The sequence below is a fragment of the Ottowia sp. genome, assembly GCF_016703145.1.
In the GTDB taxonomy this organism is placed as follows: Bacteria; Pseudomonadota; Gammaproteobacteria; order Burkholderiales; family Burkholderiaceae_C; genus Ottowia.
Map to the genome: position 1 here is coordinate 765,384 of NZ_JADJCO010000003.1, position 20,168 is coordinate 785,551.

The 20,168-nt window shown below is 70.0% G+C and carries 20 protein-coding genes; 7 read left to right on the forward strand and 13 right to left on the reverse strand.

Annotation, left to right across the window (positions count from 1 at the left end; translation table 11 throughout):
• The 4 genes from IPG65_RS07235 (at nucleotide 1) to IPG65_RS07250 (ending at nucleotide 2,967) form a co-directional block, all read left to right on the forward strand.
• Nucleotides 1–972, forward strand: coding sequence for an IPTL-CTERM sorting domain-containing protein (locus IPG65_RS07235; protein ID WP_293188561.1), 972 nt, complete (start codon nucleotides 1–3; stop codon nucleotides 970–972).
• A gap of 184 nt (nucleotides 973–1,156) precedes the next feature.
• Complete coding sequence (locus tag IPG65_RS07240) at nucleotides 1,157–1,741, forward strand: cytochrome b (RefSeq protein WP_293188562.1); 585 nt, start codon at nucleotides 1,157–1,159, stop codon at nucleotides 1,739–1,741.
• Nucleotides 1,742–1,777: 36 nt separating this feature from the next.
• Complete coding sequence (locus tag IPG65_RS07245) at nucleotides 1,778–2,353, forward strand: YceI family protein (RefSeq protein ID WP_293188563.1); 576 nt, start codon at nucleotides 1,778–1,780, stop codon at nucleotides 2,351–2,353.
• A gap of 35 nt (nucleotides 2,354–2,388) precedes the next feature.
• Nucleotides 2,389–2,967 carry a YceI family protein gene (locus IPG65_RS07250; RefSeq protein WP_293188564.1) on the forward strand — a complete coding sequence of 193 codons (579 nt, stop codon included), beginning with the start codon at nucleotides 2,389–2,391 and terminating at the stop codon, nucleotides 2,965–2,967.
• A 95-nt stretch (nucleotides 2,968–3,062) separates the two neighbouring features.
• On the opposite strand, the gene IPG65_RS07255 is transcribed toward IPG65_RS07250, so the two are convergent.
• The 6 genes from IPG65_RS07255 to IPG65_RS07280 form a co-directional block, all read right to left on the reverse strand.
• Nucleotides 3,063–4,133: a BMP family ABC transporter substrate-binding protein gene (locus IPG65_RS07255; protein WP_293188565.1), complete on the reverse strand. Its 1,071-nt coding sequence runs from the start codon at nucleotides 4,131–4,133 to the stop codon at nucleotides 3,063–3,065.
• Nucleotides 4,134–4,368: 235 nt separating this feature from the next.
• Nucleotides 4,369–5,424: an adenosine deaminase gene (locus tag IPG65_RS07260; RefSeq protein WP_293188566.1), complete on the reverse strand. Its 1,056-nt coding sequence runs from the start codon at nucleotides 5,422–5,424 to the stop codon at nucleotides 4,369–4,371.
• Complete coding sequence (locus IPG65_RS07265) at nucleotides 5,421–6,422, reverse strand: aromatic ring-hydroxylating dioxygenase subunit alpha (RefSeq protein ID WP_293188567.1); 1,002 nt, start codon at nucleotides 6,420–6,422, stop codon at nucleotides 5,421–5,423. The genes IPG65_RS07260 and IPG65_RS07265 overlap by 4 nt, the downstream gene beginning before the upstream one ends.
• 58 nt (nucleotides 6,423–6,480) lie before the next feature.
• Entirely contained in the window at nucleotides 6,481–7,626 is a 1,146-nt protein-coding gene (locus IPG65_RS07270) for a BMP family ABC transporter substrate-binding protein (protein WP_293188568.1), read from the reverse strand.
• 138 nt (nucleotides 7,627–7,764) lie between these two features.
• Entirely contained in the window at nucleotides 7,765–8,526 is a 762-nt protein-coding gene (locus IPG65_RS07275) for a hypothetical protein (RefSeq protein WP_293188569.1), read from the reverse strand.
• Nucleotides 8,527–8,705: 179 nt separating this feature from the next.
• Nucleotides 8,706–9,314, reverse strand: coding sequence for a PadR family transcriptional regulator (locus tag IPG65_RS07280; protein ID WP_293188570.1), 609 nt, complete (start codon nucleotides 9,312–9,314; stop codon nucleotides 8,706–8,708).
• 175 nt (nucleotides 9,315–9,489) lie between these two features.
• Between IPG65_RS07280 and IPG65_RS07285 the strand changes: the two genes are divergently transcribed.
• Together IPG65_RS07285 and IPG65_RS07290 are read left to right on the forward strand one after the other, a co-directional pair.
• Nucleotides 9,490–11,511, forward strand: a complete 2,022-nt coding sequence (locus IPG65_RS07285; RefSeq protein WP_293188571.1) for an FAD-dependent oxidoreductase — start codon at nucleotides 9,490–9,492, stop codon at nucleotides 11,509–11,511.
• 26 nt (nucleotides 11,512–11,537) lie between these two features.
• On the forward strand, nucleotides 11,538–11,978 hold the full coding sequence (locus IPG65_RS07290) for a nuclear transport factor 2 family protein (RefSeq protein WP_293188572.1): 441 nt from the start codon (nucleotides 11,538–11,540) through the stop codon (nucleotides 11,976–11,978).
• A 31-nt stretch (nucleotides 11,979–12,009) separates the two neighbouring features.
• On the opposite strand, the gene IPG65_RS07295 is transcribed toward IPG65_RS07290, so the two are convergent.
• From IPG65_RS07295 to IPG65_RS07325, 7 genes are all read right to left on the reverse strand, one after another.
• The gene (locus tag IPG65_RS07295) at nucleotides 12,010–13,167 is read right to left on the reverse strand and encodes a BMP family ABC transporter substrate-binding protein (protein ID WP_293188573.1); all 1,158 of its coding nucleotides are present in this window, start codon (nucleotides 13,165–13,167) and stop codon (nucleotides 12,010–12,012) included.
• Between the two features lie 310 nt (nucleotides 13,168–13,477).
• Complete coding sequence (locus IPG65_RS07300; protein WP_293188574.1) at nucleotides 13,478–14,566, reverse strand: sulfate ABC transporter ATP-binding protein; 1,089 nt, start codon at nucleotides 14,564–14,566, stop codon at nucleotides 13,478–13,480.
• Nucleotides 14,563–15,519: a sulfate ABC transporter permease subunit CysW gene (gene cysW, locus IPG65_RS07305; protein ID WP_293188575.1), complete on the reverse strand. Its 957-nt coding sequence runs from the start codon at nucleotides 15,517–15,519 to the stop codon at nucleotides 14,563–14,565. The genes IPG65_RS07300 and cysW overlap by 4 nt, the downstream gene beginning before the upstream one ends.
• Complete coding sequence (gene cysT, locus IPG65_RS07310) at nucleotides 15,519–16,394, reverse strand: sulfate ABC transporter permease subunit CysT (RefSeq protein WP_293188576.1); 876 nt, start codon at nucleotides 16,392–16,394, stop codon at nucleotides 15,519–15,521. Before cysT ends, cysW begins: the two co-directional genes overlap by 1 nt.
• Nucleotides 16,395–16,416: 22 nt before the next feature.
• Nucleotides 16,417–17,412 carry a 30S ribosomal protein S9 gene (rpsI, locus tag IPG65_RS07315; RefSeq protein WP_293188577.1) on the reverse strand — a complete coding sequence of 332 codons (996 nt, stop codon included), beginning with the start codon at nucleotides 17,410–17,412 and terminating at the stop codon, nucleotides 16,417–16,419.
• Between the two features lie 121 nt (nucleotides 17,413–17,533).
• Complete coding sequence (locus tag IPG65_RS07320) at nucleotides 17,534–17,734, reverse strand: hypothetical protein (protein WP_293188578.1); 201 nt, start codon at nucleotides 17,732–17,734, stop codon at nucleotides 17,534–17,536.
• A 30-nt stretch (nucleotides 17,735–17,764) separates the two neighbouring features.
• Nucleotides 17,765–18,769 (reverse strand): sulfate ABC transporter substrate-binding protein, encoded by a 1,005-nt coding sequence (locus IPG65_RS07325; RefSeq protein WP_293188579.1) that lies wholly within the window; start codon nucleotides 18,767–18,769, stop codon nucleotides 17,765–17,767.
• 267 nt (nucleotides 18,770–19,036) lie between these two features.
• On the opposite strand from IPG65_RS07325, the gene IPG65_RS07330 reads away from it, so the two are divergent.
• A complete protein-coding gene (locus IPG65_RS07330; protein WP_293188580.1) occupies nucleotides 19,037–20,026 on the forward strand; it encodes a tripartite tricarboxylate transporter substrate binding protein in 990 nt (329 codons plus the stop codon).
• Nucleotides 20,027–20,168 lie beyond the last annotated feature (142 nt).

The following is a 20,168-nucleotide window of genomic DNA, read 5'->3' on the forward strand; positions in this document are numbered from 1 at the left end:
ATGGCCTACCTGAACATTCACCGAACCGGCCTGCACGCGCTGGCCGCGCTTTCCTGCCTGGCAGCCTGGTCGGGCCCGGCGTTCGCGCAGACCCAGCAGTACACCACGCCAGGAACTTACAACTACGTCGTCCCCGCCGGCATCAGCGCGATCCAGGTGACGGTGGCCAGCGGTGGCGGCGGTGGCGGCGGGATGGACGGCGATTCGGGCCTGGGTTCCGGCGGCGGTGGCGGCGCGGGCGCGTCGCTGCAGGGATTGATCGCGGTGACGCTGGGCAGCACGGTGCAGGTGGTGGTCGGCGCTGGCGGCGGCGCGGGCGAAAACTCACATACCGCCAGCACCGGCGGCACTGGCGCGGGCGCTGGCGGACCGGGGGCCGGATCAGGAAGTGAGGGTATCAGCGGCGCTGGCGGCGCTGGCGGTGGCAGCAGCCTGGTGTCCGTGGCTGGCATCGCGCTGCAGGCGGGCGGCGGCGGCGGCGGCGGCGGCGGGAGCCGTCTGGCGGTGCCGAACGACACGGCTTCGCCGGGCACCGCGGCCGGGGCTGCGGCCGCCAGCAATGCCAACTGCGCCACCGGCGTGGCCGGCGCGCAAGGCGCGACGCCAGGGGCAGGCGTGGACGGCGGTGGTGGTGGTGGTGGTGGCGGCGGCGTGACCGCGGGGACGGGCGGAACGGCCGGGCAGGACGAGGTTGTGCAGACCGGTGGCGGCGGGGCCGGAGGCTCCTGCTTCCTGGGCGCGGTGCAAAACCTGGTGGTGACTGCAGGCGGAGGCGGCGCAGGCGGGACCGGCGAGAGTTTTGCGGGACAACAATATGTGGCCAGCACCAGCGGCGGCGACGGTGCGGTCACCCTCACGCTGGTGGCCGCTCCGGTCCCGACTCCGGTGCCCAGCCTGAATGAGTGGGCGCTGGGCCTGCTGGCCTTGCTGGCGGCCGGGCTGGGCCTGCGGGGCGCGCGCCGGCGGATGTAGCCCGGGGGTGCGCCGGGGCGCATCGCCGCCGGCTGCACGGCGGTGTCCCGGAATCCGCGCGCCTGGCGCGGCGAGATCAGCACGGGGAAATTTTGATCTGACCCCGGATTTTCTTGAAACTTGACGGCCGGCGGCGACTCTAGAGGGCGGTCGCCGCACGAAGTGCGCCGGCGCAGCAGCCCTCATGCACACCGACGCTTCCGCCCTCACCGCTTCCCCGCCGCCACCAGCCCGCTACGGCGCCATCGCCATCGCGCTGCACTGGGTGCTGGCCCTGGCCATTCTGGCGATGCTGGGTGTGGGCTGGTACATGACGGGGCTGCCCTTCTCGCCCCAGCGCCTGAAGCTCTACAACTGGCACAAGTGGGCCGGCGTGGCGGTCCTGGCGCTGTCGGTGCTGCGCCTGGCGTGGCGCCTGGCGCATCGCCCGCCGGCGCTGCCCGCGCCCGTGCGGGCGGCCATGCCGCGCTGGCAGCAGGTGGCGCACCACGGCACGCACCACCTCATGTACGCGCTGTTCCTGGCCGTGCCGCTGGTCGGCTGGGCCTACAGCTCGGCGGCGGGATTCCCCGTCGTGTTCCTGGGCCTGGTGCCGCTGACGGACTTCGTCGCGCCCAACCCCGAGCTGGCCGAGGCCCTCAAGCCCTGGCACGCCTGGACCGCCTACGCCCTGGCGGCGCTGGCGGCCCTGCACGTGGCGGCGGCGCTCAAGCACCAGGTCATCGACCGCGACGGCCTGCTCGGGCGCATGCTGCCCGGCCGGGGCTGACCGCCTCCTCCACCTTTTTCATCGACGGAACCCTTCATGACGCATTCGACTTCCCTGGCGACCCTGGCACTGGCCTGCACCGCGCTTCTGGCGGCGGCGCCGGCCCTGGCGCAGCAGAAGCTGGTGCCCGGCCAGAGCGAGATCGCCTTCGTGAGCAAGCAGATGGGCGTGCCGGTCGAAGGCAAGTTCACCCGGTTCGACGCCCAGGTGGCGTTCGACCCCGCCCGGCCCGCCACCAGCAAGGTCGCTTTCACGGTGGACACCGGCAGCGCCACCCTGGGCGTGAAGGAGTCCGATGCCGAGCTGCCCAAGCCCGCGTGGTTCAACGTGCCCAGGTTTCCGCAGGCCACCTTCCAGTCCACCGCGATCAAGGCCGTGGGCCCGGGCAAGTACGAGGTGGCCGGCAAGCTGGGCATCAAGGGTGCGGCGCAGGACGTGGTGGTGCCCGTCACGCTGACGCAGAGCGGCGCCACCACGGTGGCCACGGGCGCCTTCGCCATCAAGCGCCTGGCCTTCAAGATCGGCGAGAACGAATGGGCGGACACGTCCATGGTCGCCGACGAGGTGCAGGTCAGGTTCAGGCTCGCGCTCACCGGCGTGGGCAAGCTCTGATCCCTTTTCTTTTTTTCACCAGGAGACCCATCGACATGCAGCCATCCTTCCTTGCCCTCGCCGCCATGGCCGCCACCCTCGCCGCCGGCGCCGCGCAGGCCCAGGGCGCCACGTACGCCATCGATCCGACCCACACTTTCGCCACGTTCGAGATCAACCACTTCGGCGCGGCCATGAACCGCGGCCGTTTCGACCGGAAGGAAGGCACGGTGCAACTGGACAAGGCCGCCCGGACCGGCAAGGTGGACATCACGTTCCAGATCGATTCCCTCACCACCGGCACGGCGCCGTTCGACAAGCACCTGATGAGCGCCGACCTCCTCGACGCCGCCAAGCACCCCACCGCCCGGTTCGTGGGCGACAAGTTCACCTTCGACGGCGACAAGGTCGTGGCCGTGGCCGGCAGCCTGACGCTCAAGGGCCAGACCCATCCGGCCACCTTCAAGGCCAGCCAGTTCGCCTGCTACCAAAGCCCCATGCTCAAGCGCGAGGTCTGCGGCGGCGACTTCGAGACGACCATCGACCGCACCCAGTTCGGCCTGGACTACGGCGTGCAGTACGGCTTTCCGAAGAACGTGCGCATCGTGGCGCAGATCGAGGCCGTCAAGCAGTGATGCCCCGGCCGCGCCAGGCGGCGGGTTGCTACTTTATCAATAGCTGATGGCGCAATACCGGTGCCGGTTTCAAGCCAATTTGGCTTGAAAAACGGTCAGCGCGGCAGGGTGCCCTGCACGCCCTGCACGAGGTAGTCCATCCGCAGGATTTCGCGGTCGCTCGCCGTCCGGCCTTGGGGCACCCGCACCTGGCCGGCGCCGTCGATGACCGGCCCCGCGAACGGGTGCAGGCGGCCGGCGGCGATGCCCTGCTGGCGCGCCAGCACTTCCTTTTGCACCGCGGCCGGGACCTTGGGGCCGAAGGCGTCCACGCGGACCATCCCTTCGCGCACGCCGCCCCACAGGTTGCCGCTCTGCCAGCGGCCCGCCTGCACCGCTTTCACGCGGCGCGTGTAGTAGTCGCCCCACTGGTGGGTGATGGCGGCGATCTGCGCGCTGGGCGCCACGCCGCGCATGTCGGAGTGGTAGGCCACGGCCAGCTTGCCGCGCGCCTCGGCGGCGGCCATGACGGCGGTGGAGCCGGTGTGGAAGGCCAGCACGTCGGCGTCCTGGTCCATCAGCGCGGTGGCGGCCTCGCGCTCGCGCGGCGGGTTGAACCACTCGTTCAGCCACACCACCTTCACCGTGGCCCGGGGGTTGACGCTGCGCAGGCCCAGCGTGAAGGCGTTGAGGCCTTGCAGCACCTCGGGGATGGGAAAGCCCGCCACGTAGCCCGCCACGCCGGACTTCGTCATGCGCCCGGCGGCGATGCCGGCCAGGTAGCGCCCCTCGTAGTAGCGCGCGTTGGCGGTGGCCACGTTGGGCGCCTGCTTGAGGCCGGTGATGGACTCGAACTTCACGCCGGGAAACTCGCGCGCCACCTTCAGCGTGGGCTCCATGTAGCCGAAGCTGGGCGTGAAGATGATCTGCTGGCCCTGGCGCGCCAGGTCGCGGATCACGCGCTCGGCGTCCGCCCCCTCGGCCACGTTCTCGACGAAGGTGGTCTGCACCTGGGCGCCCAGCGCGGCCTCGACGGCGCGCCGGCCCTCGTCGTGCTGGCGCGTCCAGCCGGCGTCGGTGAGCGGGGTGACGTACACCCACGCGGCCTTGACGGGCGCGGGGGCCTGGGCGTGCAGGGGCGGAAAAAAACAGGCGGCCGCGAGCGCGGCTGCGAGGTTTTTGTACATGGTGTTCCTCTACATGGTCCCGAATGGAAGAAGTCGCCGGGCCGTCGGGGCGGCGGACCCGCAGCGCGCATTTTAGTACGCCGGCACGGAGATATCGGAACACAATGAAACCGATGGATTTGCGTTCAGGGCAAGGCGCGAACCGCGGCGATACCGGGCGGTATCGCGAGGATTTGCAACGCCGCCCTGGGCGCAAAGACGCGGTTTCATGTTTCGATATCTCCGTGTCGGCGTACTAGGCCTTGTCGTCGTGCCAGCGCTCGAAGCAGTCCTGCAGCCGCTGCGTCCAGTCCCGCTTGGCGGCGTTGCCGGCGAAGCTGGCCTCGAAGCTGTTGGCGGCCAGCCGCCAGGCCGCCTCGGCGCGCAGGCCGGTGGCGGCGAACACGGCGCGGAAGTTCTCGTTCACGTAGCCGCCGAAGTACGCCGGGTCGTCGCTGTTGATGGTGGCGCACAAGCCCGCGTCCAGCAGTCGCGGCAGGCTGTGGCGCGCCAGGTCGGGGAACACGCGCAGTTTCTGGTTGGACAGCGGGCACACGGTCAGCGGCACGCGCCCGTCGGCCAGGCGCCGCATCAGCGCGGGGTCGTGCACGGCCTGCACGCCGTGGTCGATGCGCTCGGCCTTCAGCACGTCCAGCGCCTGCCAGATGTAGGCGGGCGGGCCTTCCTCGCCGGCGTGGGCGACGATGCGCAGGCCCAGCTCGCGGCAGCGCGCGAAGACGCGGGCGAACTTCTCGGGCGGGTGGCCGACCTCGCTGGAGTCGAGCCCGACGCCGATGAACTGGTCGCGGTACGGCAGCGCGGCTTCCAAGGTCTCGAAGGCCTCGCGCTCGCTCAGGTGGCGCAGGAAGCACAGGATCAGCGCGGCGCTGATGCCGTGCCGCGCGGGCGCGTCGGCGCAGGCGCGGGCCAGGCCGCGGATCACCGTGCCCATGTCCACGCCGCGCGCGGTGTGCGTCTGCGGGTCGAAGAAGATCTCGGCGTGCACGACGTTTTCAGCAGCGGCCCGCGCCAGGTAGGCGCTGGCCAGGTCGTGAAAGTCCTGTTCTTCCAGCAGGACGGCGGCACCCTGGTAGTAGATGTCCAGGAAGCTCTGCAGGTCGGTGAAGGCGTAGGCGCGGCGCAGCGCCTCGACGCTGGCGTAGGGCAGGGCGACGCCGTTGCGCGCGGCCAGCGCGAAGATCATCTCGGGCTCCAGCGAGCCCTCGATGTGCAGGTGCAGCTCGGCCTTGGGCATGGCGGCCAGCAGGCCGGGCAGCCGCTCGGGGGCGATCGGCGGCACCGTCCAGGTCATGGGATCACGCCGAAGGTGATGCCGCTGTCCCGCAGGTAGCGGCGGTAGGCGCTGGAGATGCGGTCGGCGGCGGAATGCACCTCGGCGTCCGGCGCCAGGGGCAGGCGCTTAGGGCGCTGCGATTCGAGCACCGGCCGGTCCTGGCCGAAGATGGTGTCCTGGAAGTCGATCAGCCGCGCGTCGGGCGAGTCGAAGTCGTTCATGGCCATGCGCGTCCAGGCCACGCTGGTCTCCTCGGTGACCGGGCAGACGAACATGGCGATGGCCTCGTTCATGCCGTCGATGGCGGTGCTGCCGGCCTCCGGCACCTTGGTCAGCACGGCCATGTAGGGCGCGGTGACCTCGTAGGTGTATTCGACCTGCGCGCCGCTCTCGGCGTGGATGGACGAGCGCGGCTGCCACGCCAGGCAACCGGTGGCCAGCACGCCGTGCGGCGTGGGGCGCACCTCGTAGGGCGCGATGGCGGTGTGCTCGCGGCTGCCCAGCCAGCCCTCGTGCACGAAGCCGAAATGCGCCATGTCGAGGAAGTTCTCGATGATGCGCGGCGCGCTCGCATTGACGACGTAGGGGCCGCTGGTGGTCTTGCGCAGGCGCGGCTCGGCCTCGGCGGCGAAGGCGGGCAGGTCGTGGATGGGCCGGGCCTCGTTCTCGGGCGTGGCCAAGCGCACCCACACCATGCCGTAGGCCTCGCGCGCGTCGTAGGCGCGGGCGCAGTGGCGCGGGCCGGGCTTGAAGTCGGGCACGGCGGGGATGTGGGTGCACTGGCCGCCGGCCTCGAAGCGCCAGCCGTGGTACGGGCATTCCAGCTCGCCGCGCGCCACGCGGCCCAGCGACAGGCGCGCGCCGCGGTGCGGGCACTGGTCCATCCAGGCGTGGGCGCGGCCGGCGGCGTCGCGCCACAGCACGAGGTCCTCGCCCAGCAGGGTAGCGGCGGCGGGGCTCGCGCCCACCGCGTGGGCCAGCGCCACGGGGTGCCACAGGGTTCGTTCGAGCTTCATCGTGCGTTTTTGGATGAAATAACGCTCCAACCCGCATGGGTGAAGCGCAGGTAGCTATCTATTTTGCGGCGGGAATCTGCCCCTCGACGCCCTTGACGAAGAAGTCGATGGCGCCCATCCAGGCGTCGTCGGCGCGCGCGCCGGCGGCCAGGCGCTCCTTGCCGCCGGCGTCCACCACCGGGCCGGTGAAGACGTCGAAGCCGCGGTCCTTCATGCGGCCCTTGATCTCCTCGACCTGGGCGCGCACCTCGGGTGGGATCCTGTCGGAAAGCTTGATGAGGTCGTTCTGCCCCTCGGGCACGCCCCAGCGCGTGACCTGGCCACCCTTCCAGGTGCCGTCCAGCACGTCCTTGACGGCCTTCTTGTAGTAGTGGCTCCAGTCGGCGATGGCCGAGCCCAGGTGGGCGCTGCCGCCGAAGCCGCTCATGTCGGAGTCCCAGCCGAAAGCCAGCTTGCCGGCCTTGTCGGCCGCCTGGATGACGGCGGGCGAGTCGGTGTTCTGCAGCAGCACGTCGGCGCCGCCGTCCAGCAGCGCCTGCGCGGCCTCGGTCTCCTTGGGCGGGTCGTACCAGCTGTTGGTCCACACCACGCGGGTTTTGACCTTGGGGTTGACGCTCCGCGCGCCCAGCGTGAAGGCGTTGATGTTGCGCAGCACCTCGGGGATCGGCACCGAGCCGACGTAGCCCAGCGTGCCGGTCTTGGTCATGTGGCCGGCGATGATGCCGGCGAGGTAGGTGTCCTGGTAGAAGCGCGAGTCGTACACGTTCAGGTTCTCGGCCGTCTTGTAGCCGGTGGCGTGCTCGAATTTCACCTGCGGGAAATCCCTGGCCACCTTGACCATGGCCTCCATGAAACCGAAGCTGGTGCCGAAGATGAGCGTGTTGCCCTGGGCGATGAGGTCGCGCAGCACGCGCTCGGTGTCGGCGCCCTCGGGCACGCTCTCGACGAAGCTGGTCTTGACCTGGCCCGCGAACGCGGCCTCCGCCGCCTGGCGGCCCTGGTCGTGCGCGTAGCTCCAGCCGGCGCTGCCGACGGGGCCGACGTAGATCCAGGCGGCTTTCAGGGGTTCGGCGGCGGGCGCGGCGGCGGCCGGCGGCGCGGCGGGGGCGGCATCGTCCTTCTTGCCGCACCCGATCAGGGCGGCGGCGCCGAGCGCGGCGGCGGCGAGGCGGAGCAGGGTGCGCTTGCGTTGGTCGTGGGGCATCGTGGGGCCTTGTCGATGAGGGGTGTGAAACCAGGGCCATGCATGGACCATGCCAGCGGCGCAGTGTACGCAACCGGCGTCCGGTTCCGCGAGCCCGGCGCCTCGCGCCAAGGCGATTTTCAGAGGCTGCGCGGCGACTCAGGCGACGGGCGGCAGCTGATCCAGTACGCCGCCGTCCAGGCCGCCCGCACCCGACAACGCCGCGTTGAGGGCGCCTTCGCGCTGCTCGATGGCGGCGATGAAGCGCGCGGCGCCGCGCATCGACCCGAAGGCCTCGAAGCCGGATTCGAGAAAGTGCTGCAACTCGCCCAGGCCCGCCAGCAGCGCCGGTCCGCGCATCATGCGCAGGCTGCTGCGCAGCAGGGGGTCGCGCGTATGGAGGTCGAGGCGGCGGCCCACCGAGAGCGTCAGGTCGACCTGCCGGCGGCGGTCATCGGCCCGGCCCGTCGCCCGCCATGCCGCGACGTAGCGCTTCGGGGTCACCGAGTCGGAGCGCAGGCGCCGCCCCATCTCGGCGTCCAGCGACTCCGACAGCGCGTGCAGCGCCACCAGCGTGGCGACCGTGTCCACGACCTCGCGCGGAAACATCCACACCAGCGTCGGCACGATGCCCGCGATCTGCGCCTGGCGCTCGGCGAAATCCTGGGGACCATGCAGTTCATCGACGAAGAACCCGACCGCCGCCGCGTAGCGCCTTTCGGCGAGCAGGTCCGCGTAGCTGTTCTCGAAGCGGCGCTGCTGGTACGCCTTGATCGCCTGCACGCGCCGCCGCAGCGTGTCGTCGGCGGCCCGCACCGCGTGGCCGCGCTCGACGGCTTTCAGGTCTTCGAGGATGCGCTGGGCCACTTCGCCCTGCATTCCGGCGGGCAGCGCGGTGCCACCGCCGGCGGCGGAACTCATGGACAGGCGGCCGCGGGGCGAAGCCGGGCCGAGGCCCAGGGGGCGCCTCGGGCCCGGGTGATTCGAGGCGGCGAGGCTGATCGAGGGACTCATGGCGACTCCAATGCAGAGGTTGCACGCCAATCATGCAACTGGTTGCATAGTCTATGCGAAGGCGTCCTCGAATGCAACTGGTTGCATTAAGAACCCCGGGCCGCCGGCCGGCGCTGGCGGCCCGGGGCGCCGGCTTCGGCGCTCGCCTCCGGGCGGTCGTCCGCGTCGCTGCTGGCCAGAATCTCCAGGGCTTCCTGCGAGAGCTGCAGCCACAGCTCCTCCTGCAGGATGCCCGCCCGCAAGACCAGGTGCTGCAGGCGCCGTTCGCGGCTGGGCGGCTGGTCCAGGAAGTCGCGCTGCTCGATGCGCCGGTACAGGTCGAGCTTGTCCCGGTGCATGGCCACTCGCCGCGTGATCTCGTCCTGCAGTCCGCTGGGGCCGATGACCGCAGCCGCCCGCAGGCGGACCATCAACTCCTCCCGCAGCGGCTTGGGGTCCTCGGGCTCAGCCACCCAGCGCCGCAGTTCCTTGCGTCCAGCGGCCAGGATGCGGTATTGGCGCTTGCGTCCCCGCCCGGCCTCCTCCGCCAGCGCCTCGATCCAGCCCGCCTCCTCCAGCCGGGCCAGCTCGCGATAGATCTGCTGGTGCGTGGCGTGCCAGAAGTAGCCGATGGAGCGGTCGAACCGCTCGGCGAGTTCGGAGCCCGAGCACGGGTGCTCGATCAGTGCGGTGAGAAGGGCGTGAGGCAGGGACATCGGGACGAAGCAGGGAGGCTGGAGCGGAGCGCCACATCTTGCCTCAAGTGCCGGCCCGCGCGACAGTCCCGCGGGCGTTGCGTGGTTTCCGCACCATTTTGCGCAACCAGTTGCATTCGACCGGGGAAGCGGCTACATTCATGCAACCGGTTGCATTAACAAGGACGCGGCCGCCATGACCCTCTACCCTCGCCTGAACGCTCCGCTCGACCTGGGCTTCACCACGCTTCGCAACCGCGTGCTCATGGGTTCCATGCACGTCGGGCTGGAGGAAGCGCCGAACGGCTTCGCGCGCATGGCCGCGTTCTATGCGGAGCGGGCACGCGGCGAGGTGGGCCTGATCGTCACCGGCGGCATCGCGCCCAACGAGCGCGGGCGGCCCGCGAAGGGCGGCGCGATGCTGGTGAACGAGGACGAGGCCGGACAGCACCGCATCGTCACCCAGGCAGTGCATGCCGAGGGCGGCAAGATCGCCATGCAGATACTGCACTTCGGGCGCTATGCCTACCACGGCGAGTTGGTCGCGCCCAGCGCCCTGCAGGCGCCGATCAATCCCTTCGTGCCCCACGCGCTGACGCCGGAGGAGGTCGAGCAGACGATCGACGATTTCGTGCGCTGCGCCGTGCTGGCCCAGCACGCCGGGTATGACGGCGTGGAGATCATGGGCTCGGAGGGCTACCTCATCAACGAATTCATCGCGGCGCGCACCAACCACCGCGACGACGAATGGGGCGGCAGCTACGCCAGGCGCATGCGCTTTCCGGTCGAGATCGTGCGCCGCACGCGCGAGCGCGTGGGACCGGACTTCATCATCGTCTACCGCCTGTCCATGCTGGACCTGGTGGACGGCGGTTCCACGCTGGAAGAGGTGATCCAACTGGCCCGGGCGATCGAGGCGGCCGGCGCGACGATCCTCAACACCGGCATCGGCTGGCACGAGGCGCGCATCCCGACCATCGCCACCAAGGTGCCGCGCGCGGCCTACGCCTGGGTGACGAAGCGGGTCATGGGCCAGGTGGGCATTCCGCTGGTGGCGTCCAACCGCATCAACACGCCCGAAGTGGCCGAGCGGCTGCTGGCCGAGGGCTATGCCGACATGGTGTCGATGGCGCGCCCGCTGCTGGCCGATGCCGACTTCGTGCGCAAGGCGCGGCAGGGGCGCGCCGACGAGATCAACACCTGCATCGGCTGCAACCAGGCCTGCCTGGACCACACCTTCGGTCGCCAGATCACGTCCTGCCTCGTCAACCCGCGCGCTTGCCACGAAACCGAGTTGGTCATCACGCCGGCTGCGGCGCTCAAGCGCATCGCGGTGGTGGGGGCTGGCCCGGCTGGCCTGAGCTTCTCGGTGACGGCGGCCCGGCGCGGCCACGCGGTGACGCTGTTCGACGCGGGCAGCGAGATCGGCGGCCAGCTCAACATCGCCAAGAAGGTGCCCGGCAAGGAGGAGTTCCACGAAACGCTGCGCTACTTCCGGCGCCAGCTCGAACTGCAGAACGTGACGGTGAAGCTCGGCACGCGCGTCAGCGCCGACGAACTCGCCCGGGCCGGCTTCGACGAAGTGATCCTCGCCACGGGCATCCAGCCGCGCGTTCCCGCGATCGACGGCGTTCAGCACCCGAAGGTTCTGAACTACCTGGACGTACTGCGTGACGACAAGCCCGTGGGAGCGCGCGTGGCGGTGATCGGCGCCGGCGGCATCGGCTTCGACGTGAGCGAATACCTGACGCATGCGGGCGAGAGCGGCGCCGTCGCGCCGGCCAAGTTCTACGAGGAATGGGGCATCGACACCGACTATGCCCAGGCCGGCGGCCTGCGCCATGCGCGCGTGGAAGCGCCCGCGCGCCGCGTGCACCTGCTGCAGCGCAAGGCCGCCAAGGTGGGCGACCAGCTGGGCAAGACCACGGGCTGGATCCACCGCGCGTCGCTGAAGGCGCGCCGCGTCGCGATGCATTCGGGGGTGTCCTATGAACGCATCGACGACGCCGGCCTGCACCTGACCCTCGACGGCGAGGCCCGGGTGCTCGACGTGGACCACGTCGTGGTCTGCGCGGGCCAGGAGCCGCTGCGCGAGCTGCACGACGCGCTGCGCGCGGCGGGCTGCGCCGTCCATCTCATCGGCGGCGCGGACGTGGCCGCCGAACTCGACGCCAAGCGCGCGATCCTCCAGGGCACGAGCCTGGCCGCCAGCATCTGAATTCCACTAACCGCAAGGAGACGACCTTGTCGCAGCCCCCGAAGAACGCCCATCCCGCGGTCGCCCGCTCCCTCGACCTCTGGCATCGGATGATCGCCAGCAACGACCTCGGCGACCTTTCCGCCATCGTCCACCCGGACGCGGTGTTCCGCTCGCCCATGGCGAACACGGCCTACGCCTCGGCGCCGGCGCTGATCCTGGTGCTGTCCACCGTCACCCGGGTGTTCGAGAATTTCGCCTACCACCGCCAACTGGCCAGCGACGACGGCCTGGACGTGGTGCTGGAGTTCAGCGCCAACGTCGGCGACAAGAAGCTCAAGGGCATCGACTTCATCCGCTTCGACGAGCAGGGGCGGATCGTGGAGTTCGAGGTGATGGTGCGCCCGCTGAGCGGCCTGCAGGCGCTGGGCGCCGCCATGGGCCAGCGCCTGGCCGACAAGCTGCCCGCCTTCAAGGCCAAGGCCTGAGGGGCGGGTCACGGGACCCCAAGCGCGCGGCCTACTTCTTGTTGTCGCTGCCGGGCACCTTGCCTTCCACGCCCTTGACGTAGAAGTTGATGCCGCCGAGGAACTTGTCGTCCGCCACCTGGTCCTTGGGCAGCACTTCCTGGCCGTTGTTGTCCACCAGCGGGCCCTTCCAGATGGCGTAGGTGCCGGCCTTCAGGCCCGCGCGTACCTCGTCCAGCCGGGCCTTGGCCCCGGCGGGCACGTCGTCGGCCAGCGACACCATGTCGATCGCGCCTTCCTTCACGCCCCACCAGCTCTGGCCCGTGGCCCACTTGCCTTCCAGCACCTCGCCCACGGCCCTGGTGTAGTAGGGCGTCCAGTCGATGATGGCCGAGCCCAGGTGAGCCTTGGGGCCGTAGGCCGTCATGTCGCTGTCCCAGCCGAAGGCGCGCTTGCCCATGGATTCGGCCGTCTTCAGCACGGCGGGCGAATCGGTGTTCTGCATCAGCACGTCGGCGCCGCCGTTGATCAGCGCGGTGGCCGCCTCGGTCTCCTTGGGCGGGTTGTGCCAGTCGCCCACCCACACCACCTTGGTCCGGACCTTGGGGTTGGTGAGCTGCGCGCCCAGGGTGAAGCTGTTGATGTTGCGCACCACCTCGGGGATCGGCACCGAGCCGACCACGCCCAGCACGTTCGACTTGGTCATCGCGCCGGCGATCACGCCGGCCATGTAGGCGCCCTCGTAGGTGCGGCTGTCGTAGGTGCGCAGGTTGTCGGCGGTTTTGTAGCCGGTGGCGTGTTCGAACCTGGCGTCCTTGGCGTCGGCGGCCACCTTCAGCATCGGCTCCATGAAGCCGAAGCTGGTGCCGAAAATCACCTTGTTGCCCTGCGACACCAGGTCGCGCAGCACGCGCTCGGTGTCGGCGCCTTCGGGCACGTTCTCGACGTAGCTGGTGGCGATGCGGTCGCCAAACTCCTTCTCGATCGCCTTGCGGGCGTTGTCGTGCGCAAAGGTCCAACCCGCGTCGCCCACCGGGCCGACGTAGGCGAAGGCCACCTTCAGCGGCTCGGGCTTGGCCGCGGCCGGCGCGGACGCCTCGGCCGCGGGGGCGGGCGCCGGCTCGTCCTTCTTGCCGCAGGCCACCAGCGCGGCCGCGGCGGCCGCCAGCGAGGCCAGCCGCAGCGCCGAGCGTTTGTTCAGGTCGATCATGGGAGGTTCTCCGTGTCCAGGGGGAAAGCCCGGATTCTACGGAGGGCCGCGCGGGAGGAGGTGGATTCTGAGGAAAATTGGCTTGTAGCCCGCACGCCTGCTGCGCCGGCAGCTATCGAATTCGATGCGTCTCAGTTTTCCATGGCACTGCGAGGCACCCGCGATTCACGAAACCCAACGAGCCCAATGGCCGCGGAGCAGGCCATGCCAGTGCACCCACTGGCCGGGGTTCCCCCGGCCAGTGGGTGCGCCCCCTTGAGGGGGGAGGCGAAACATCGCGCAGCGAGTGGAGACACGGGGGTGTTTCAGTTCAGATCATCGCCGCCGGGTCGTCGGCCGGTTCCAGGAACACGCGCGCCTTGCGCGGCGAGACCAGCACGGTGTCGCCCTCGCCGAGGCCCAGGCGGCGGAACTCGTCGGCGCCCAGGTGCGCTTCGAGGATGTGGTCGGGCTGCTCGCGCGGGGTCAGCTCCAGCCGCGCCAGCGGGCCGACCACCAGCGCGCGGTCCAGGCGCGCGGGCAGGCCCGGGGCGCCGGCGGCGTAGGCGGACACGGCCAGATCGGCCGGGCGCACGAAGGCCAGCGCGTCCGCGTCCATGGCGTCCCGGTGCTCGGGCGCGGCGATGGACCAGTCGCCCACCTGCAACTGCCCGCCGCTGGCGCGGCCACGGAACAGGTTCACGTCGCCCAGGAAGCCGTACACGAAGGGGCTGGCCGGGTGCTCCCACACATCCTGAGGCGTGCCGACCTGCTCGATGCGGCCCTTGTTCATGACCACCACGCGGTCGGCGACTTCGAGCGCTTCTTCCTGGTCGTGGGTGACGAAGATGCTGGTCACGTGCAGCTCGTCGTGCAGGCGGCGCAGCCAGCGGCGCAGCTCCTTGCGCACCTTGGCGTCGAGCGCGCCGAAGGGCTCGTCGAGCAGCAGCACCTTGGGCTCCACGGCCAGCGCGCGCGCCAGGGCGATGCGCTGGCGCTGGCCGCCGGAGAGCTGCGAGGGGTAGCGGTCGGCCAGCCAGTCAAGCTGCACCAGCTTCAGCAGCTCGTGCACCTTGGCCTGGATCCGCGCCTCGCCGGGCCGCTCGCGGCGCGGCTTGACGCGCAGGCCGAAGGCGACGTTGTCGGCCACGGTCATGTGGCGGAACAGCGCGTAGTGCTGGAACACGAAGCCCACCTGCCGGTCGCGCACGTGCACGTCGGTGGTGTCCTCGCCGCTGAACAGGATGCTGCCGGCGTCGGCCGATTCGAGCCCGGCGATGATGCGCAGCAGCGTGGTCTTGCCGCAGCCCGAGGGGCCGAGCAGGGCCACCAGCTCGCCCGAGCCGATGTCGAGGCTGACGTCGCCGAGCGCGCGGAAGTCGCCGAACCGCTTGGTGACGTGGCGGATCTCGATGCTCATGAGAATGCTCTTTTATTGATAGCTGTCGACGTAGTATCCACGCCGGATTGGGGCTGAAAAACCTTTGAATCCGCGGCTGCGGGCCGCTCGGGCGGCAGCTCGGCCGCGGCGCGCATCTCGCGCTCGTGGCGCCACTGCACGGCGGTCTTGATGACGAGGGTGGCGATGGCCAGCAGCGCCAGCAGCGAGGCGACGGCAAACGCCGCCTGGCCCTGGTACTCGTTGTAGAGGATCTCCACGTGCAGCGGCAGCGTGTTGGTCTGGCCGCGGATGTGGCCCGACACCACCGACACCGCGCCGAACTCGCCCATCGCCCGCGCGTTGCACAGGATCACGCCGTAGATCAGCCCCCACTTGATGTTGGGCAGCGTCACGTGCCAGAAGGTCTGCCAGCCGCTGGCGCCCAGCACCTGCGCGGCCTGCTCCTCGTCGCTGCCCTGCGCCTGCATCAGCGGGATCAGCTCGCGCGCGATGAACGGGAAGGTGACGAACACCGTGGCCAGCACGATGCCCGGCACGGCGAACACGATCTTGATGTCGTGCTCGGCCAGCCACGGCCCCAGCCAGCCCTGGGCGCCGAACACCAGCACGTAGATCAGCCCGGCCACCACCGGCGAGACGGAGAACGGCAGGTCGATCAGCGTCGTCAGGAAGGACTTGCCGCGGAACTCGAACTTGGCGATGCACCAGGCCGCCGCGACGCCGAACACCAGGTTCAGCGGCACGGCGACGGCGGCCGTCAGCAGCGTCAGGCGGATGGCGGCCAGCGCGTCGGGCTCGCGCAGCGCGGCCAGGTAGGTGCCCCAGCCGCTGCGCAGCGCCTCGACGAACACGGCGGCCAGCGGCAGCACCAGGAACAGGGCCATGAAGCCCAGCGCCAGCGCGGTCAGCAGCCAGCGTATCCACGGCGCTTCGGTCGTGCTCACCCGCTTGGGGATGCCAGTCGTGCTCATCACACGCCCCCCATGCGGCGGCGCTGCCACGTCTGCAGGCCGTTGATGACCAGCAGCAGCACGAACGAGATCAGCAGCATCACCGAGGCCACGGCCGTGGCGCCGGCGTAGTCGTACTGCTCCAGCTTGCCGATGATGATGAGCGGCGTGATCTCCGACACCATGGGCATGTTGCCGGCGATGAAGATGACCGAGCCGTACTCGCCCACCGCGCGCGCGAAGGCCATGGCGAAGCCCGTCAGCAGCGCCGGCGCGATGGCCGGGAAGATCACGCGCCAGAAAGTCTGCCAGCGGTTGGCGCCCAGGCAGGCGGCGGCCTCTTCCAGCTCCTTCTCGGTGTCTTCCAGCACCGGCTGCACGGTGCGCACCACGAAGGGCAGGCCGATGAAGATCAGCGCCACCACCACGCCGGCCGGCTGGAAGGCGATCTGGATGCCGTGCGGCTCCAGGAACTGCCCGATCCAGCCGTTGCCGGCCAGGATGGCCGTCAGCGCGATGCCAGCCACGGCGGTGGGCAGGGCGAAGGGCAGGTCCACCAGCGCGTCGGCTATTTTCTTGCCGGGGAACTCGTAGCGCACCAGCACCCACGCCACCAGCAGCCCGGTCACGACGTTGACCAGCGCCGCCAGGAAGGAGGCGCCGAAGGTGAGCCGGTACGAGGCCAGCACGCGCGGCGACGACACGGCGGCCCAGAACTCGGGCCAGCTCAGCGACAGGGTCTTGAAGACCAGCGCCGACAGCGGGATGAGCACGACCAGGCTCAGGTACAGCAGCGTGTAGCCCAGCGTCAGGTTGAAGCCCGGCAGCACGCGGCGGGCGCCGCGGCGCGGGCCGGGACGGGCCGGCGGCGCCAGGGCGGTGGCGGCAGCAGACATGGCGGATGGCCTCCCTTGCTGCTTACTTGCCGGGCTGGTAGAGCCTGTCGAACTGGCCGCCGTCGTTGAAGTGCACCTTCTGCGCCTCGCCCAGCGAGCCGAAGTACTGATCGACCGTGAACAGCTTGATGGGCTTGAAGGTGCCGGCGTGCTTCTTCAGCACCGCCTCGTCGCGCGGGCGGATGCCGTGCTTGGCGGCGATCTCCTGGCCTTCGGGCGAGTACAGGTAATCGAGGTAGGCCTTGGCGGCGGCCCCGGTGCCCTTCTTGGCCACCGTGCGCTCGACCACGGCCACCGGGTTCTCGGTGACGATGCTGGTCGAGGGGTGGACGGCCTCGACCTTGCCGGCGCCGAACTCGCGCTCGACCGACACCACCTCCGACTCGAAGGTGATCAGCACGTCGCCCGTGTTGCGCTGCAGGAACACGCCCGTGGCGTCGCGCCCGCCGCGCGCCAGCACCGGCACGTTCTTGTACAGCTTGCCGACGAAGTCGGCCGCCTGCGCGTCGCTGCCGCCCTTGGCGCGCACCTGGCCCCAGGCCGCGAGGTAGGCCAGGCGGCCGTTGCCGCCGGTCTTGGGATTGACCACGATCACCTTCACGTCGGGACGCACCAGGTCGTCCCACTCCTTGATGCCCTTGGGGTTGCCTTGGCGCACCAGGAACAGCATGGTCGAGGTGGTGGGCGAGGCGCCGTGGGGAAACTTCTGGCGCCAGTCCCTGGCCACCACGCCTTTGTCGGCGAGGAAGTCGATGTCGGTGGTGGTGTTGAAAGTCACCACGTCGGCGGCCAGGCCGTCGGCCACGGCGCGCGCCTGGGCGCTGGAGCCGGCGTGCGACTGGTCCACCTTGATGTCCTGGCCGGTGGCCTTCTTCTGGTGGGCGACGAAGGCGGCGTTGTAGTCCTTGTAGAACTCGCGTGCCACGTCGTAAGAGACGTTCAGCAGCGTGGTCTGGGCGGAGGCGGCGGTGGCGGCCAGCGCCAGGGCGGCGGCGAGGAGGCGGAGCTTGAGTTTCATGACGGCACAAAAAAGATGCCGGCTCGAAGTGCCGGCGAGGCGCGAAGTCTGCGGCCCATGACTTCAAACTCAAACGATCTTTTTCTAGTTTTCTTATACGCAAAAGACGATAAGGCGTGCGTCAACGCCAGCCCACGGCCGCGCCGGGGTAGGCGGGCCAGTAGGGCCAGGGCTGGTTTTCGACCAACACGGCCGGCGCCGGACGGCGGCGGCGCAGCGGCGTGGCGCCGCCGCCGCGCATGGCCAGGCCCCAGTGCGCGGCGGTGGTGGCGAGCAGCGCCTGGGCGTGCGTCGGCAACGGGCGGGCAGGGGCGGTGGTCATGGCGGGCTCCTGGGGGTTAGGTGGGGGAGGTCATTTGTTGGTGTAGATCTGGTCGAAGCTGCCGCCGTCGGCGAAGTGCGTCCTGGCGGCCTGTTCCCAGCCGCCGAAGGCGTCCTCGATCCGGAACAGGTTGAGCTTGGGCAACTGCTTGGCGTACTTGGCCTGGGCCTGGGCCGAGATCGGGCGGTAGAAGTGCTTGCCGATGATGTCCTGCGCCTCATCGGTGTAGAGGTGCTCCAGATAGGCCTGGGCCACGGCGCGCGTGCCCTTCTTGTCCACGTTCCTGTCCACGAGGGTCACCGCCGGCTCGGCCAGGATGGACAGCGAGGGGTAGACGAAGTCCACCTTGTTGCCGAACTCCTTCTCCAGCAGGTAGGCCTCGTTCTCCCAGGAGATGAACACGTCGCCCTGGTTGCGCTGCGCGAAGGTGATGGACGAGCCGCGCGCGCCGGTGTCGAGCACGGGCACGTTGGCGTACAGCTTGGCGACGAACTCCTTGGCCTTGGCGTCGCCGCCGTACTTGCGCTTGGCGAACTCCCACGCGGCCAGGTAATTCCAGCGCGCGCCGCCGGAGGTTTTGGGGTTGGGGGTGATGACCTTGACGCCGGGCTTGACCAGGTCGTCCCAGTCCTTGATGCCCTTGGGGTTGCCCGCGCGCACCACCAGCACGATGGTGGAGGTGTAGGGCGAGCTGTTGTGCGGCAGGCGTTTCTGCCAGTCCTTGGGGATCCAGCCGCCGTGGGTGTGCAGCGCGTCGGTGTCGCCGGCCAGGGCCAGGGTGGCCACGTCGGCGTCCAGGCCGTCGATGATGGAGCGCGCCTGCTTGCCCGAGCCGCCGTGCGACTGCTTGACCGCCACGTCCTGGCCGGTCTTGGCCTTCCAGTGCTTGATGAAGGCGGCGTTGACCTCGGCGTACAGCTCGCGCGTGGGGTCGTAGCTGACGTTGAGCAGGGTGACGGCGGCCTGCTGCGCCAGCGCGGCAGGCGCGGCGGCCAGCGCGGCCAGTGCCAGGCGGCGGGTGGTGGGGACAGACATGCGGGACTCCTTGTGAATGGGTGCAGACAAGGCCGCGATCTTGGCGTGCGCATCCCGCCGGGGGAACGATTCTTTTCTTGTTTGCTTATGCGGCCCGCATTCGGCGGCCGTTGGCTCCCAACCCAGTGGGGAAATCCATATATGTCCATGAGTGGGGCAAATTGAAATACCCTTGGGACGCCGGGGCCGGACCGGCCGGGGGAAAGCCTCCCGGCTCGGCGATGATGGGGTCGCCGGACTGTCGATAACTTTTAAGGAGACTTGCTGATGGATCGCGCTACTTTTCTCAAATCTCTGGCTGCGCTGGCGGCCGCCGGTGCCGTGCCTGGCACGTGGGCCCAGCCGGGCGCCAACCTGAAGGTGCTGATCCCCGCCAGTCCAGGCGGCGGCTGGGACACCCCCGGCCGCGCGCTGGGCCAGGCCATGCTCGACGCCAAGCAGGCCGCCGCGGTGACCTACGAGAACAAGGGCGGCGCGGCCGGCGTGCTGGGCATGGGGCCTTTCATAGCGAGAGACAAGGGCGACGCCACCCAGATCATGGTGATGGGCGCGGTGATGCTGGGCGGACTGATCGCCTCCAGGTGGCCGATCAACCTGATGCGGGGCACGCCGCTGATGCGCCTGACGACGGAGGACAACGTGTTCGTGTTGCCCCCCAATTCGCCCTTCAAGACCATGGGCGACGTGATCGCGCAGTTCAAGAAGGACCCGGACAGCGTGCAGTGGGGCGGTGGCTCGTCCGGCTCCACCGAGCACATCGCGGCGGCCATGGTCGCGCGCGCGGTGGGCGTGAACCCGATCAGGATCAACTACGTGGCGTCTGACGGCGGTGGCGAGGCGGCAGCCGCCGTCCTGGAGGGCAAGGTCACCGTGGGGGGCAGCGGCATCGGCGAGTTCGCCGAACACATCCGCAGTGGCAAGATGAAGGCCGTGGCCGTGACCAGCGGCGAGCGCCTGGCGGCGTACAAGGACATTCCCACGCTCAAGGAGCAGGGCATCGACGTCGAGATCAGCAACTGGCGCGGCCTGTTCGGCAAGCCGGGTCTCACGCCCGCGCAACGCCAGGCGCTGACCGGCGCGCTGCTGGCCACCACGCAGTCGCCCGCGTGGCAGGAGGCGCTGAAGAAGAACGGCTGGACGCCGGCGGTGCTGGTGGGCGATGAGTTCACCAAGTTCGTGGAGAGCGAGTTCGCCAGCCTGCGCAGGACCATGGAGACGGCGGGCATGGTCGTGGTGCCTATTGGGTTGACGCCGTGATGCCCCCCTGGTCCCCATAGTCGCGCGGACGCGGCAAGGCCGATAGCGAGCGGCCGCGCGTCCTTCTTCGCAGTGGTCAGGCGCTGCGGCGCCTGCTTGCCCGGCGTCGGATCATCGACGACGGCCCGGGCATCGAGGTGGC

Bases quoted from the DNA above. Each gene is read 5' to 3' on its own strand.
- IPG65_RS07275 (WP_293188569.1), bottom strand. From the start codon at position 8,526: ATGAGTTCCGCCGCCGGCGGTGGCACCGCGCTGCCCGCCGGAATGCAG.
- rpsI (WP_293188577.1), bottom strand. From the start codon at position 17,412: ATGAAACTCAAGCTCCGCCTCCTCGCCGCCGCCCTGGCGCTGGCCGCC.
- IPG65_RS07245 (WP_293188563.1), top strand. From the start codon at position 1,778: ATGACGCATTCGACTTCCCTGGCGACCCTGGCACTGGCCTGCACCGCG.
- IPG65_RS07240 (WP_293188562.1), top strand. From the start codon at position 1,157: ATGCACACCGACGCTTCCGCCCTCACCGCTTCCCCGCCGCCACCAGCC.
- IPG65_RS07330 (WP_293188580.1), top strand. From the start codon at position 19,037: ATGGATCGCGCTACTTTTCTCAAATCTCTGGCTGCGCTGGCGGCCGCC.
- IPG65_RS07285 (WP_293188571.1), top strand. From the start codon at position 9,490: ATGACCCTCTACCCTCGCCTGAACGCTCCGCTCGACCTGGGCTTCACC.
- IPG65_RS07235 (WP_293188561.1), top strand. From the start codon at position 1: ATGGCCTACCTGAACATTCACCGAACCGGCCTGCACGCGCTGGCCGCG.
- IPG65_RS07320 (WP_293188578.1), bottom strand. From the start codon at position 17,734: ATGACCACCGCCCCTGCCCGCCCGTTGCCGACGCACGCCCAGGCGCTG.
- IPG65_RS07250 (WP_293188564.1), top strand. From the start codon at position 2,389: ATGCAGCCATCCTTCCTTGCCCTCGCCGCCATGGCCGCCACCCTCGCC.
- IPG65_RS07270 (WP_293188568.1), bottom strand. From the start codon at position 7,626: ATGCCCCACGACCAACGCAAGCGCACCCTGCTCCGCCTCGCCGCCGCC.
- IPG65_RS07295 (WP_293188573.1), bottom strand. From the start codon at position 13,167: ATGATCGACCTGAACAAACGCTCGGCGCTGCGGCTGGCCTCGCTGGCG.
- cysW (WP_293188575.1), bottom strand. From the start codon at position 15,519: ATGAGCACGACTGGCATCCCCAAGCGGGTGAGCACGACCGAAGCGCCG.
- IPG65_RS07260 (WP_293188566.1), bottom strand. From the start codon at position 5,424: ATGACCTGGACGGTGCCGCCGATCGCCCCCGAGCGGCTGCCCGGCCTG.
- IPG65_RS07300 (WP_293188574.1), bottom strand. From the start codon at position 14,566: ATGAGCATCGAGATCCGCCACGTCACCAAGCGGTTCGGCGACTTCCGC.
- IPG65_RS07255 (WP_293188565.1), bottom strand. From the start codon at position 4,133: ATGTACAAAAACCTCGCAGCCGCGCTCGCGGCCGCCTGTTTTTTTCCG.
- IPG65_RS07325 (WP_293188579.1), bottom strand. From the start codon at position 18,769: ATGTCTGTCCCCACCACCCGCCGCCTGGCACTGGCCGCGCTGGCCGCC.
- cysT (WP_293188576.1), bottom strand. From the start codon at position 16,394: ATGTCTGCTGCCGCCACCGCCCTGGCGCCGCCGGCCCGTCCCGGCCCG.
- IPG65_RS07265 (WP_293188567.1), bottom strand. From the start codon at position 6,422: ATGAAGCTCGAACGAACCCTGTGGCACCCCGTGGCGCTGGCCCACGCG.
- IPG65_RS07280 (WP_293188570.1), bottom strand. From the start codon at position 9,314: ATGTCCCTGCCTCACGCCCTTCTCACCGCACTGATCGAGCACCCGTGC.